General features: G+C 64.9%; 13 protein-coding genes. All 13 read right to left on the minus strand.

Translation table 11 applies throughout. The features are described from left to right. The 13 genes from xdhC to A9D13_RS12530 are packed head-to-tail and all read right to left on the minus strand — an operon-like array spanning position 1 to position 14,267. Positions 1-918 carry a xanthine dehydrogenase accessory protein XdhC gene (gene xdhC, locus A9D13_RS12470; RefSeq protein ID WP_066774249.1) on the minus strand — a complete coding sequence of 306 codons (918 nt, stop codon included), beginning with the start codon at positions 916-918 and terminating at the stop codon, positions 1-3. Then, positions 915-3,218: a xanthine dehydrogenase molybdopterin binding subunit gene (gene xdhB / locus A9D13_RS12475; RefSeq protein WP_066774254.1), complete on the minus strand. Its 2,304-nt coding sequence runs from the start codon at positions 3,216-3,218 to the stop codon at positions 915-917. The genes xdhC and xdhB overlap by 4 nt, the downstream gene beginning before the upstream one ends. After that, positions 3,211-4,629, minus strand: a complete 1,419-nt coding sequence (gene xdhA / locus A9D13_RS12480) for a xanthine dehydrogenase small subunit (RefSeq protein WP_066774256.1) — start codon at positions 4,627-4,629, stop codon at positions 3,211-3,213. The genes xdhB and xdhA overlap by 8 nt, the downstream gene beginning before the upstream one ends. After that, a complete protein-coding gene (locus tag A9D13_RS12485) occupies positions 4,626-5,831 on the minus strand; it encodes a urate hydroxylase PuuD (RefSeq protein WP_066774258.1) in 1,206 nt (401 codons plus the stop codon). Before A9D13_RS12485 ends, xdhA begins: the two co-directional genes overlap by 4 nt. Next, positions 5,831-6,172: a hydroxyisourate hydrolase gene (gene uraH / locus A9D13_RS12490; RefSeq protein WP_066774260.1), complete on the minus strand. Its 342-nt coding sequence runs from the start codon at positions 6,170-6,172 to the stop codon at positions 5,831-5,833. Before uraH ends, A9D13_RS12485 begins: the two co-directional genes overlap by 1 nt. After that, positions 6,169-6,621, minus strand: a complete 453-nt coding sequence (gene uraD / locus A9D13_RS12495; protein ID WP_066774262.1) for a 2-oxo-4-hydroxy-4-carboxy-5-ureidoimidazoline decarboxylase — start codon at positions 6,619-6,621, stop codon at positions 6,169-6,171. The genes uraH and uraD overlap by 4 nt, the downstream gene beginning before the upstream one ends. Continuing rightward, positions 6,621-7,001, minus strand: a complete 381-nt coding sequence (hpxZ, locus tag A9D13_RS12500) for an oxalurate catabolism protein HpxZ (RefSeq protein ID WP_066774264.1) — start codon at positions 6,999-7,001, stop codon at positions 6,621-6,623. The genes uraD and hpxZ overlap by 1 nt, the downstream gene beginning before the upstream one ends. Next, positions 6,998-7,900, minus strand: a complete 903-nt coding sequence (puuE, locus tag A9D13_RS12505) for an allantoinase PuuE (RefSeq protein ID WP_066774265.1) — start codon at positions 7,898-7,900, stop codon at positions 6,998-7,000. The genes hpxZ and puuE overlap by 4 nt, the downstream gene beginning before the upstream one ends. Next, the gene (locus A9D13_RS12510; RefSeq protein ID WP_082922413.1) at positions 7,897-9,081 is read right to left on the minus strand and encodes a pyridoxal-phosphate-dependent aminotransferase family protein; all 1,185 of its coding nucleotides are present in this window, start codon (positions 9,079-9,081) and stop codon (positions 7,897-7,899) included. The genes puuE and A9D13_RS12510 overlap by 4 nt, the downstream gene beginning before the upstream one ends. A gap of 49 nt (positions 9,082-9,130) precedes the next feature. Then, the gene (locus tag A9D13_RS12515; protein ID WP_066774269.1) at positions 9,131-10,375 is read right to left on the minus strand and encodes an allantoate amidohydrolase; all 1,245 of its coding nucleotides are present in this window, start codon (positions 10,373-10,375) and stop codon (positions 9,131-9,133) included. Continuing rightward, a complete protein-coding gene (locus A9D13_RS12520) occupies positions 10,369-11,946 on the minus strand; it encodes a gamma-glutamyltransferase family protein (protein ID WP_066774271.1) in 1,578 nt (525 codons plus the stop codon). The genes A9D13_RS12515 and A9D13_RS12520 overlap by 7 nt, the downstream gene beginning before the upstream one ends. A 12-nt stretch (positions 11,947-11,958) precedes the next feature. Next, positions 11,959-12,912 (minus strand): 5'-methylthioadenosine/S-adenosylhomocysteine nucleosidase, encoded by a 954-nt coding sequence (locus tag A9D13_RS12525; protein ID WP_082922375.1) that lies wholly within the window; start codon positions 12,910-12,912, stop codon positions 11,959-11,961. Beyond that, complete coding sequence (locus tag A9D13_RS12530; RefSeq protein WP_066774648.1) at positions 12,912-14,267, minus strand: NCS2 family permease; 1,356 nt, start codon at positions 14,265-14,267, stop codon at positions 12,912-12,914. The genes A9D13_RS12525 and A9D13_RS12530 overlap by 1 nt, the downstream gene beginning before the upstream one ends. Between the last annotated feature and the right edge of the window lie 4 nt (positions 14,268-14,271).

The raw sequence follows: 14,271 nt of genomic DNA on the forward strand, positions 1-14,271 counted from the left end.
CTATTGGCCCCTCAATTGCAGGAGCTGCGCAATGACGGCGATAGCGATGACATCGGGTTCCTTGCCCTTAACCCCCGGCACGCCGATGGGCGCGGTCAGGCGGGAAAGCGCCTCTTCGGGCACGCCATCGCCGATCAGGCGGGAGCGGAAGCGGGCGATCTTTGTCGACGATCCGATCAGGCCGATAAAGGCCACCGGATCACGCTGAAGCGCGGCGAGCGTGAGCGCGTAATCCAATGGATGGTCATGCGTCAGGATCAGGATCGCGGCATCTTCGGGCGCTTCGGCAATGCAGCCTGCGATTTCCTCGACCGGCATGATGGTGACACCGTCGATGTGCCCCTGTTCCTCTCGCGTGTCGAACCATGCCAATTGCAGCGGGAGGCCGGTGATGTGGCGCGCAATCGCCTGCCCGACATGGCCCGCGCCGAACAGATAGACGGGGCGCGGAACCTCACCCACCGGCTCGATAAAGCGCGCGCCTTCGCCGGGCCGGTCCCCGCGTGCGGATTGGCGGGTGGCGGTTTCGCGTTCATGGATGCGCCGGGTGACGGCATCGGCCTCCAGCACGGTTTCCAGCATGCGCCCCGGCTCGGCCTCTACCGCCCAGCCCAGCGCGGCGGGATCGACATGCTCGACCAGCAGCCGCACGCGGCCGCCGCAGCATTGGCCCAGCAGCGGCCCCAGCGGATAATCCTGCACCCGCCATGCGCCCACCGGCAGGCCAAGGATCGCGCGCGCCTGTTCGATGGCGCGAAACTCCAGCTGCCCGCCGCCGATGGTGCCCTTTTGCCCCTCCGCCGTAACCAGCATGCGCGTGCCCGCGCCGCGCGGCGCGCTGCCCTCTGCGGCCAGCACCGATATCATTGCGGTCGGCGTTTCGCCCATGCCGCGCAGCCATTGCACCCATGCGCTCATGCGTGCCCCTTGATCGCTTTCAGGATCGCCTCGGGCGTGGTGGGGGCGTTCAATGGCGGGATCGCGCGCTTTTCGGGATTGGTCGCGGCGATGGCCCGCCCGATGGCTGAAAAGACCGAGATCGCCAGCATGAAGGGCGGCTCGCCCACTGCTTTCGAGCGGTTGATGGTCGGCTCGACATTCTCGCCGTCCCACAGTTCGATAGTCATGTGTTTCGCGCGGTCTGACGCGGTCGGGATCTTGTAGGTCGCGGGGCTGTGGGTGAGGAGATGCCCGTCATCGTCCCAGACCAGCTCTTCTGTCGTCAGCCAGCCTTGCCCCTGCACGAAACCACCCTCGATCTGGCCCCGGTCGATGGCCGGGTTCAGCGAACGGCCCACGTCATGCAGGATGTCGACGGCCAGCACCTTGTGCTCTCCGGTCAGCGTGTCGATGGCGACTTCGGACACCGCTGCGCCATAGGCGAAATAATAGAAAGGCCGACCCTTATGCGCTTCACGGTCATAGGCGATGTCGGGGGTGGCATAAAAGCCGGTCGAGGACAGCGAAACCCGCCCGATATGCGCCGAGCGGGCCGCCTGTCCGAAGCTCATCAATCCGCCTGCGACCATGACGCCTTCGGGGGTGTAGCGCACCTCTTCGGGCGCGCAATCATGGCTGCGCGCAAGAAACGCGGTAAGCCTGTCGCGAATTGCCATCGCCGCTTCATGCGCCGCCATGCCGTTCAGGTCCGCACCCGAACTCGCCGCCGTGGCGCTCGTGTTGGGCACCTTGTCGGTGCGGGTCGCGGTGATGCGCACGGTTTCGATGGGTACATTGAAGACATCGGCCACGACCTGCGCGACCTTGACATAAACGCCCTGCCCCATCTCGGTCCCGCCATGGTTCAGCTGGATCGAACCGTCGGCATAGACATGCACCAATGCGCCAGCCTGATTGAGATGGGTGGTGGTGAAGCTGATGCCGAATTTCACCGGCGTCAGCGCAATGCCTTTCTTGATGACGCGGTTCTTGGCATTGAACGCGTCGACCGCTTTGCTGCGCTCGTCATAACGCGCCGTTTTGCGCAGCCGGGCGATCATTTCGGGCGCGATATTATCCGCGACCTTCATCGCATAGGGCGTAACATCGCGGCCCGGCACGTAAAGATTCGCCAGCCGCACCTCCAGCGGGTCGAGACCGAGATGCACGGCGATGTCGTCGACGATGCGTTCGATGGCCAGCATGCCCTGCGGCCCGCCGAAACCACGGAACGCGGTAGCAGAGACGGTATTGGTGCGCAGACGTTCGGAAATGATCTCTACATCGGGTAGGAAGTAGCAATTGTCCGCATGGAACATCGCACGGTCATTGATGGCGGGCGACAGGTCGACCGTCGCGCCGCAGGGCGATGACAGGAAGAGCGACAGCGCATTAAGCAGACCGGTGTCGTCAAAGCCGACCTCGTATCGCACGTCGAAGGGATGGCGCTTGCCCGTCATCACCATGTCATCGTCGCGGTCGGCGCGGAATTTGGCTGGCTTGCCGGTCTTCGCCGCGACCAATGCTGCGGCCGCGGCGAACAGGGCCGCCTGCGTTTCCTTGCCCCCGAACGCACCGCCCATGCGGCGGACCTCTACCGTCACGTCGGCGCTGGTCAGGTCGAGCATGTCGGCGACGAGGTGCTGAATTTCGGACGGGTGCTGGGTGGAGGACAATATATGGACCTGTCCATCCTCCATCGGTGTCGCCACCGCGATCTGGCCTTCCAGATAGAACTGTTCCTGTCCGCCCATCGAAAAACTGCCCGACAACCGATGCTGCGCAGCATCGAGAGCCGCCTTGGCATCGCCCCGGCGCATGTGCTGTGTCGGCTCGATCAGGTTCTGATGCTCGCGCGCAGCTTCCGCCGTGATAAAGGCGGGGAGCTTTTCATATTCCACCTTGGCCAGCCGCGCCGCCTTGCGCGCCAGCTTCTGGCTGGTCGCGGCGACAAGGAAGATCGGCTGCCCCTGGCTAACCACCACCCCATCGGCCAGCAGGCGGTCGTCCTTGGCCACGGGGCCGACATTGTTCGATGCCGGAATATCCTCCGCCGTGAAAACATGGAGCACGCCCTCGGCCTCTCGCACGGCGGAAAGGTCCATGGCGGTGATATGGGCATGCGCCTCGCTCGACTGGCCGAAAGCCAGGTGCAGCATTCCATCGGGTTCGGTCACGTCATCGGCGTAATAGGCCGCTCCGCTGACATGCAGATGCGCGCTGTCATGCGGGTGCGCGGGCTTGATCATCGCCGCCCATGCTGCGTCGCGATCAGCCATCGAGATCCTCCAGCACGGAGATTGTTTCACCCTGTTCGCGCAGCCACAAACGGCGCAGCAGGTTGCAGGCCGATGTCACGCGGTAATCGCTGCTGCCGCGCACGTCGGTCAGCGGCTCGAAGTCGCCCTCCAGCGCCCTGGCTGCCGCCTCGATGGTCGCCTCTGTGAAAGGTTGCCCCGTCAATGCCGCTTCGCAGGCGCTTGCCCGCCGCGGGGTCGCCGCCATGCCGCCGAATGCCACGCGGGCAGAGGCGATGGTGCCGCCTGCGACCTGCAGCATGAACGCTCCGCACACGGCGGAAATATCGCTGTCGAACCGGCGTGAAAGCTTGGCGATGTGGATCGCCGCATCGGGGCCGGGACGTGGCACGAAAACGCTCTCGACGAATTCGCCCGGCCTTCGATCCTGCTTGCCGTAATCGAGAAAGTAATCCTCCAGCGGCATCGACCGCGTACCCGACTTGCTGCGCAGATTGAGCGTCGCGCCCAGCGCGATCAGCACCGGCGGCCCGTCACCGATGGGCGATCCGTTGGCGATATTGCCGCCCACGGTCCCGGCATTGCGCACCTGCAGACCCGCAAACCTGCGCCAGAGTTCATCGACATCGCCATGCAGCCGCCCCAGCGCGCCATGCGCATCGGCATGACGCACGGCAGCGCCAATGGTCAGCCCCTCGGCGGTTTCCTCGATCCCCGACAGATCCGCGACATCGCCGACGAAGATCACCGTATCAAGATTCTTCAGCCCCTTCGTTACCCAGAGCCCCACATCGGTAGCGCCCGCGACCATGCGCGCATCCGGATATTGCGCCAACAGCTCGGCCAGCTCATCCGCCGTGCGCGGCGCGAACCAGCGGCGGTTTCCCCATTCGCCCGACGCGCTGCCAGCCGCCATCGCCTGCAGGGCGGCCACGGCGGCCGCATCGTCCTGCGCGATTTCAGCCACCGTCTCCCCCGCCTCGATGATCGGGCCATAGCCGGTGCAACGGCACAGGTTTCCAGCGATCACGTCTTCGACCGGCAGATCGCTGCCGGCGGCACCAATGGCGCGGCCATGCAGGCTCATCACGAAACCCGGCGTGCAGAACCCGCATTGCGAGCTGCCGTTGGCTGCCATGCATTGCTGTAATTCGTTCAGCTGGCCGCGCGGGGCGAGGCTTTCCACCGTCATCAGCGCCTTGCCATGCAGCATGGGCAGGAACATGATGCAGGCATTGACCGCTCGCCATGCGATAGCCTCACCATTCAGCGATCCCACCAGCACGGTGCACGCGCCGCAATCGCCCTCGGCGCAGCCTTCCTTGGTGCCGGTGCGGCGCAAGCGATAGCGCAGATAATCAAGCACGGTGCCGGTCGGATCGACCGCGTCCAGCGTAATCGTCTCGCCATCAAGGGTAAAGGTCACGCTCATTCGGGCGCTCCTTTCGCGATCCATGCGCCCAGCGTGGCGCGTTCTTCCTCGGTCATGCCGGTCATATTGCCCAGCGGCATGACATCGCTGTCGACCGCCATCGCCTTTACCTTGTCGCGGGCGGCGTGGACTTCGGCATAGGTCTCCAGCTTCAGCCCCAATGGCGGTTCGCTGAAAAGATCGCTGGTCGGCGCGGCGGCGTGACATTCGGTGCAGTGCTTCTGCATGATCGGCTTTATGCTCGCATAATTCAGCGTATTGGCCTGCGCGACCGGGGCAGCCGGCTTCGCACCCGCCTTCTCCATCGAAACATAGGTGACGCTGGCCAGCGCCAGCACCACGGCCAGCGCGATCCACTTGCCGGTCTTGCCGTCGTGGTGCCGAACGTTGAACACATGGCGCACCGCGATCCCCGTCGCGCCCAAAAGCGCCAGCACAAGCCATGGCCGGTCAGCGCCATAGGTCATCGGGTAATGATGGCTGATCATGATGAACAGCACCGGCAGCGTCATGTAGTTATTGTGCACCGACCGCTGCTTGCCCTCTGCCCCCAGCTTCGGGTCGATGGGCTCGCCCGCGCGCAGGGCGGCGACGACCTTTTTCTGGTTCGGGATGATGACGAAGAAGACATTGCCGACCATGGCCGTGCCGATGATCGCACCAATATGCAGATAGGCCCCGCGCGAATTGAACACGCTTTCCAGAAACGCCGCCGCGCCCACCAGATAGGCGAACCAGATCGCTCCCATCACTCGCGGATCGCGCCCCAAGGGCGATTTGCAGACGAGATGATAGAACAGCCAGCTGACGATCAGCGAACTGATGCCCAGCGCAGTCGCATCGTCGACAGCAAGATTCGCCTTCGACGGGTCGATCAGGAAGCTGCGCGCGCCGATGTAATAGACCAGCACCAGCATCGAGAAACCCGATAGCCAGGTGACATAGGCTTCCCATTTGAACCAGTGCAGGTGCTTTGGCATTTGCTCCGGCCCGACAGGGTATTTCTCATTATGGTAGAACCCGCCCCCATGGACGGACCAGAGATGGCCGGAAACGCCCGCGGCTTCCGCATCGGCGGGCGCTTTTTCAAGGCTGTTGTCGAGCCAGACGAAGTAAAAGGACGCCCCGATCCACGCGATGCCGGCTGTCAGATGCAGCCAGCGCACGGCGAGGTTCAGCCATTCAAGGAAGTCGATCTGCATCAGCTGCCCCGATAGGTCGAATAGGACCACGGCGAGACCAGCAGCGGGACATGGTAATGCCCGTCCTTGCCGTCGGTCGCGATGCCGAAATCGATGGTCACCACGTCAAGAAACGGCGGATCGGGCAATTCCACCTTGTGCGCCCGGAAATAGGCCGCGACTGCAAAGGCGAGGCTGTAATGGCCGCTTGGCAATGGGCCGGATACAAGATCGGGGCAGCGCCCGTCGCTGTTGGTGTGGCTGCGCGCGATCTCTCCATCGGGGCCGGACAGCACGACGGTCATGCCTGATGCGGGCGTGCCGTGCATCGTGTCGAGGACGTGGGTGGAAAGCGTGCTCATGAATTCATGTCCTGAAGCCGCAGGCGCACGATTTCGCCGATCTGCTCGATGGCAGTGGCGATCTCTGTCTCGCGGTCGTTGGCAAGCCGCGCCTGCATCGCGGCAAGGATGCCCGCCTTGTCGGTCAGGCGGACGCAGATGATGAAAGGAAACCCGAATTTCTCGCGATAGGCGGTATTGAGCGCATGAAACCGCGCGAACTCCGCCTCGGTCAGCCGGTCGAGGCCCGCACTCGCCTGCTCCGCCGCGCTGGCGGAGGTGAGCGTCTTGTCGACCGCAGCCTTGCCAGCAAGTTCCGGGTGCGCGCGGATCAGTGCCAGCTGCTCTTCGGGCGCAGCGTCATGCACCACCGCCATCAGATCGGCATGGCGGTCCCCGGAAGAGGCCCGCGCATCGGCACGCTCTTCCACCCATGGGCTGTGTTCGAAAATGGCTTCTGTCTGCGCCATCAGTGGGTGCTGCCCTCAAGGCTGACATGCGCGGAAACGACCTTCCAGCCGTCCGGAAACTTTACCCATGCCTGCGTCTGGCGGCCACGCCGGTCACTGTTTTCGCGGAAGAATTCGGCATCGGCGGTGGCGTATCTGTCGCCGTAAACGGTGATCGCCACCTTGCCCAACTTACGCTGCGGCGAACCGCCGCGCCCTTTGCGAAATTCGCGGATCTCCTCAATCCCGTACAGCACCTCACCCACGCCATAGCGGTTGGTGGTGGGGGCATCGTGGAACAGCTGGTCCATCGCCTCCACGTCGTCTTCCATCAGCGCGCGCTCATATTCCATGAAGGCAGCCTTCATCTCGGCGAGCAATTCGGGGTCGTCGATGGTCATGCGGCGTCTCCTGTGTAGGGATGATGCTGGATCCAGTGGCGGGCGATGTCTTCGCGGCGGGCGACCCACGCCTCTTCGCTTTCCATCACATGGTCGAGGAAGCGCGCCACCCAGCGGGCGCGCGCCGGTTTGCCGGCGATCCGGCCATGCAGGCCGATACTCATCATGCGCCCGCCCTCCTCGACCAGCTGGTCGAACGTGTCGCGCATATGGCGGAAGAACTGCTCGCCCTCGGTAAAGCCGTTCAGCGCAACGATCTTCATGTCATTGACGTCGAGCGTATAGGGCACGACCAGCTGCGGCCTGTGGTACTTATCGTCCCAATAGGGCAGATCGTCGGCATAGCTATCGGCATCATAGAGGAAGCCCCCCTCCTCTGCCACCAGCCGCGCCGTGTTGGGAGAGGTGCGCCCCTGATACCAGCCCAGCGGACGGCTGCCGGTCAGCTTCTCGTGGAGCGCGATAGCCTCTGCGATATGGGCGCGCTCGACCTCCTCGGGCACATATTGGTAATCGATCCAACGAAGGCCGTGGCTGGCGATTTCCCAGTCGGCGGCTTTCATCGCGGCGACGGCTTCGGGGTTCATCTCCATCGCCTTGGCTACGCCGAACACAGTCAGTGGCAAGCCGCGTTCGGTAAAGATCCGGTGCAGCCGCCAGAACCCGGCGCGGCTGCCATATTCATAGAGGCTCTCCATCGCCATGGCCCGGTCGGGATGGCTGCCCGCGCCGACCATTTCGGAAAGGAAAGCCTCCGACCCCTTGTCGCCATTGAGGACGGAGTTCTCGGCCCCCTCCTCGTAATTGATGACGAACTGCACGGCGACGCGCGCGCCATTGGGCCAGTTCGGCTCCGGCGGATGGGCGCCATAGCCGACGAGATCGCGGGGCTGGCTCATGCCGCATCCCACGCCTGCATCGCAGCGGGCACAGCCTCACCCAGCGGCAGCGCAAAGCCCTGCATCCGCAGGCACACTTCCAGCGCGCCCAAAGTGATCAGCACCTTGTGCTTCTGGGCATTGTAACCCATCGCGCCCAGCCGCCAGATGCGCCCGGCGAGCGGACCGAAAGCGGTGCCGATCTCGATCTCGAATTGGGTGCGCATGGCGGTGCGCACGGCTTCGCCATCGACGCCATCGGGGATGTAGACGCCCGTCACATTGGTCATGCGCGTGGCGTCGGCCCCGAACACGGTCAGCCCCATGGCGCGCAGCCCCGCCGTCATCGCGCGGCCCGCCTCGGCATGGCGCGTAAATCGCGTCTGCAGCCCCTCACCCAGAGCAACCCGCGCACATTCGCGCGCGGCATAGAGCATGGAGGTCGCCTCGGTATGGTGGTTGAGGCGCTTTTCGGACCAGTAATCCATGATCATGGCGAGATCGAAATAGTTGGAGCCAATGCGCGGACCCTGCCCGTCGGCGATATCGTCGCGCACGATCCCCTTCTCGACATGGCGGCGCGAAAAGATCAGCTCCGCCGCGCGGTCCGAAATCGTGATCGGCGCGCTGCCCGACGGCCCGCCAAGGCATTTCTGCAGACCGCCCGTCACCACGTCCACGCCCCAGCGGTCGGCGGCAATCTCCATGCCGCCGATGGTCGCGGTCGCATCGACATAGCTGTATGCACCGGCTGCGCGGCACAATTCGCCCAGCCCCTCCAGCGGCTGCGCCATGGTGGTCGAGGTATCGCCATGCACGGTGGCGACGACTTTTGCGCCGGTGCGGGCAAGGGCCTCGGCGATTGCCTCCATCGGCACGGTCTCGCCCCATGGTGCTTCCACCGTTTCGATTTTCGCGCCGATGCGCTGCAGGATCTCGATCAGGAGCAGCCCGAAACGACCGAAGTTCACCACCAGCACCGTGTCGCCCGGCGTGACGAGGCTGACAAGCGAAGCCTCGATCGCGGAACGCGCGGTGCCGTCGACCAGCATGGTCCATTTGTTCTCAGTCCCGAAAACGGGGCGATAGAGCGCCATGACCTGGTTCATGAATCCGGTCATTTCCGGGTCGAACTGGCCCAGCAGGTCCGCGCTCATCGCGCGCAGCACGCGTGGGTGCGCGTTGATCGGGCCGGGGCCCATCAACAGGCGCTGGGGCGGATCGATCTCTCCGAACAGCAGCGGATCGAGTTCAGACACAGGTCTCTCCCAGACGTTCGATAAAGCGCAACATCACGGCCAGCGCGATGGCAGTATCCTCGGCCGTGACATGTTCGGCCGGATTATGGCTGATGCCGTCGGTGCAGCGGATGAAAAGCATGGCGGTGGGGCAAATCGCGGCAAGGTTCATTGCATCGTGCCCCGCGCCCGAAACAAGGCGGCGGACAGGCTGGCCCGCATCCTCAAGCGCGGCATCCATCAGTTCCATCAACCCGGCATCGCAGGGGCTGGCGGGCAGGTCGTGGATCCGCTCGATGTCGCATTCCAGTTCGCGCGCGGCGGCGATTTCGGCCAGTCGGGCAAGAATCTCCTGCGCCACGCGGTCGCGGCGGTCTTCGTCGCCGGAACGCACGTCGACGGTAAAGCTGACCGCACCGGGAATGACATTCGCCGCGCCGGGTTTCGCCTCAAGCACGCCGACGGTGGCGACCGCATCGCCATCGTCATGCCGCGCCGCCTGCTCGACGGCCAGCACCATGGCCGCAGCGCCCGCCAACGCATCGCGGCGCAGACGCATCGCCGTGGTCCCTGCGTGTCCGGCCATGCCGCGCACCTCGATCCTGTAGCGGAGCTGGGCGGCGATCCCGGTCACCGTGCCCACGGCAAGGCCGTCGGCTTCCAGCACCGGCCCCTGCTCGATATGCGCTTCGAGATAGGCGATTAATTCTTCCGGCCTGCGCGCCGCATCCAGATAGCTTGCCGTATCGACACCGCTGTCGGCCAGCGCCACGCCTGCGCGGTCGGCTATTTCCAGCGCTTGCCGATCCAGCGTCCCTGCAACCGCCCGGCTGGTCAGCATGGCGGCGGGAAAGCGCGATCCTTCCTCGTCTCCAAAGGCATAGACCTCGATCGCGAAAGGCATGCGCTTGCCTGCGCCGTGCAGCGCTGCGACGCATTCGATGCCGAGCATGATGCCCAGCGGCCCGTCGTAATGCCCGCCATCGCGCACGCTATCGATATGACTGGCAATCATCAGTGCGGGCGCGCCGGGCGTGGTGCCCTCGTACCGCCCGACGAGATTGGCCGCGGGATCGCGGCGGACAAGCATGCCCGCTTCCTGCATCCAGCCGCCCACTTCGCGCAGCGCCGCGTCATATGCAGGCGTCAGATAGCCGCGATATAGCCCGCCCTCCATGTCGGAGAACGGTGCGACGCCGAGGAGGTCGCACCGGTCGACGGCGCGCTTGCCGCCATGCATTATCTCCGCGCTCACCATGCGATTGCCGCCCCGTCGCTGCGCGGATCGCTGGCGCCGATGAAGGTGCCGTCGGCCAGACGCACGATTGCGCCCGCATGGCCCATGGTCGCGGTCAGCGGGCCGATACGCTCGACCTCATGCCCTGCCACGGCCAGCCCGGCGTAAAGCTCGGGCGCGAAACCGTCTTCCAGCTTCAAGGATGTCGACTGCTCACCCCATGTCCGACCCAAGAGCCAGCGCGGCGCGCTGATCGCTGCCTGCAGATCCTGCCCATATCGCGCATAGCGGGTGAAGATCGCCGCCTGCGTCTGCGGCTGGCCTTCGCCGCCCATGGTGCCATAGGCCATCACGCGGCCGTCATCGAACACCGCCAGCGCCGGGTTCAGCGTATGAAACGGCTTGCGCCCCGGCTTCAGCGCGTTCCAACCGTCTGCGGCCAGCCGGAACGAACTGCCCCGGTTTTGCCAGGTGATGCCCGTTTGCGGCAGCACCAATCCCGAACCGAATTCGTGATAGGTCGACTGGATCGCGGACACCACGCGCCCCTCGCCATCGGCGGCTGCGAACCAGCATGTATCGCCCCATTGCGAAGGCTGCGGCCATGCCAGCGCCTTGGCCGGATCGATCTGCGCCGCCAGCGCATCCAGCGCTGCGGGATCATCCAGCAGCCCCTGAAAATCGTAATCGGTATGGGCAAGGTCGCCGACATGCGCGTCGCGCAACAAAAACGCCTGCTTCGTCGCCTCCACCAGCCCGTGGACATGGGCGAAGCCATCAGCCTCGTCAGCGGTCAGCCGGTCGAACAGAGCGAGGATAAGGAGCGAGGCAAAGCCCTGCGTCGGCGGTACCGAATTATAGAGCCGCGCGCCGGTGATCGGCACCGTCAGCGGCGGGCAAGTCGTGGCTTTGTGCATGGCGAGATCGGCCGCGGCGACCGGGCTACCCAGTTCCGCCAGGTCGGCAGCAATCTTCTCGGCCAGTGCGCCGGTATAGAACCCGTCCAGCCCATCCTCCGCCAGAGCGCGCAAGGTTGCGGCCAGCGCAGGCTGGCGCAGCGTATCGCCTTCGCGAAGGGGGCGGCCTTCGGGTTCGAAATTCGCGGCATAGGCACCCGGCTGGACGCGCAATTCGCCGCCCTTGCCCTCGGCGATGCCAGCGCCGCCAGCCGTCACCGTCACGCCGCTTTCGGCATGGGCGATGGCATCGCGCAAAAGGCGCGAGAGGGGCAGCGTTCCCGTGCCGCTGGCCAGCACCGCTTCCCATGCGGAAATCGTGCCAGCCACCGTGTTCGCCGCCAGCGGCCCACGGCTAGGCACCAAGTCGTGCCCGGCATAAAGCGCGAGATCCGCCGCAGCCGCCGCGCCGCCGCAGCCATTGACGGAATGGATGCGCCCATCTGGTTCGCGCACCAGCCAGAACCCGTCGCCGCCGATCCCCGTCATATGCGGATAGACCACCGCCAGCGTGGCCGCGATGGCGACGCTCGCCTCTACCGCCGTGCCGCCATCGGCCAGCACGTCGCAGCCCGCCTGCGCCGCCAGGTGATGCGGGGCGGTGCAGATGCCATGCGTGCCTTGGACGGTTTCCATCGCTTCAGCTCCTCAATCAGGCAGATCGGCAAGGAATGCGCGCACGACATGGGCGGAATTGACCGACGCCAGCGCCATGAAGGTTTCCATCTGGTTTTCGCCCTCGTCCCCGCCGGCAAGGTCGGACAGGCTGCGGAACGCGATGGTGGGCACGCGGTTCGCATAAGCGACCTGCACCACGGCTGCACTTTCCATGTCGAGCACGCGGGCATTCCACGCGGTCTGCAGATATTCGCGGAATTCCTTGTTGTCCGCAAACACGCCCGCGCTGACCCCGGTGCCGCCGACGACGATCCTGGGTTCCTCGTTCAGGCAGTCACCGTTTTCTTGGGTAGGCTTTTCAAGGCAGCGTTTGAGCGCCGTATCCGCTGCGACCTCGCGCGCCACGGCCAGCAGGTCCGGATCGACCGCCATGCGGTACTGCCGCGTCGGTGCTTCCTCGGCATTGCCCACGCGCACGCCGCGCGGGAACATCATGCCCCAGTTTGGCGGCGCGATGTCGTCAACCGGCTCGGGCACCTTCCACCCGTCCGCAGTCTGTCGCGCAAAGGACACTTCGAGATATTGCGCCCAGTCCTCGGCCACGATGACATCGCCGATGGAAAGATCGGGATCGACCCCGCCCGCGATCCCCGAAAACACGATGCGCGAAACGTTGAAACGGTCGATGACAAGCTGGGTGTTCATGGCAGCGTTCACCATGCTCACCCCGCTGGTCATCAATATGATCGGCTTGCCTTCGAGCGTGCCGGTAAGGAATTTGAGCCCGTTGATCGCATATTCGGTCGGCTCCTGCACGGCTGGGGCAAGCGCGTCCCATTCAGGAGAGAACGCGGTCATCACCACGGTTCGCGGCGTGGCATCCAGCTTTGCGCCGGCCTCGCTGGCCGCATGGTGATTTGCCAGGGCAGGCGTGGCCGTGCCAAGCGCCAGTGCCAGCGGGGCAAGCAGGGTCAAGGCGCGCATCAGGCGGCTCCCATCCAGACGAAGCGGATCACGAACAATGCGGCGAGCACCAGCAGGAACCAGTCCGTCCTGGTAATCGTGCCGCGTACCAGCTTCAGCAGCGCATGCGCCGTGATGCCAAAGGCCAGCCCGTTCGCGATCGAAAACGTCAGCGGGATCATCGCCACGGTCAGGAACGCCGGGATGGCCGAGAGCGGATCTTCCCACTCCACCTCTGCCAGCGGCAGCAGCATCAGCCCGCCCACGATGATCAGCGCAGGCGCCGTCGCCGACAGCGGAATAAGCTGCGCATAAGGCGCAACGAACATCATGGCGAGGAAGAGCACGCCCGTCACGATGGCCGTGAGCCCCGTGCGCCCGCCCGCCTGCACACCGGCGGCGCTTTCGACATAGCTGGTCACCGTGCTGGTGCCCGCCATAGAACCCACGACTGTCGCGGTCGCATCGGTAAAGAGGATGCGGTTGAGGCGCGGGATCTTGCCGTCGGGGGTCATCAGCCCGGCGCGCTTCGTCACCGCGACCAAAGTGCCGATATTGTCGAACAGGTCGACGAAGAGGAACACGAAGATGATCTCGACAATGCCCAGCCCCGCCGCGCCGTCGAAACCGAACACGCTGCCAAGGTCCAGCTGGAAGATCGTGGCGGTCATCGCTTCCAGCGAATAGGGTTCGGGGTTGATCGTCACCATGCCGAACGCCCAGCCCAATACGGTGGTGGCGACGATGCCGATCAGCATCGCGCCCTTCACGTTCCAGACCGACAGCGCCGCGATCAGCAGCAGGCCGAAAATGGCGAGCGCCGCGCCCGGTTCCTTCAGATCGCCCAGCGCCACGAAGGTCGCCGGATTGGCAACGATGATGCCTGCGTCCTTGAAGCCGATGAAGCCGATGAACAGGCCAATGCCGCCCGCGACGGCTGCGAACAGATAGTTCGGGATGGCCGAAACGATCAGCTGGCGAATGCCGGTCAGCGTCAGCAGGAAAAACGCGATACCCGAAACAAATACACAGCCCAGCGCCGTCTGCCAGGGCACGCCCATCTGCTGCACCACGGTGAAGGAGAAATAGGCGTTGAGGCCCATCCCCGGCGCCATGGCCAGCGGAGTATTGCTGGTGAAACCCATCAGGATCGAGGCGAAGGCCGCCGCAAAGCAGGTCGCCGCCGCCACCGCCGCGATGGGCATGCCCGCCGCGCCCAGAATCGCGGGATTGACCAGCACGATATAGGCCATGGTGAGGAAGGTGGTGATGCCCGCCAGCACTTCCGTGCGCACATTGGTGCCGCGTGACGCCAGCTCGAACATGCGTTCCAGTCTGCTGTCGGTTGCGGCTGCGGGCGGTGCCCCTGTCGGCATGGTC

This window comes from Croceicoccus mobilis (assembly GCF_001661965.1).
Lineage (GTDB): Bacteria > Pseudomonadota > Alphaproteobacteria > Sphingomonadales > Sphingomonadaceae > Croceicoccus > Croceicoccus mobilis.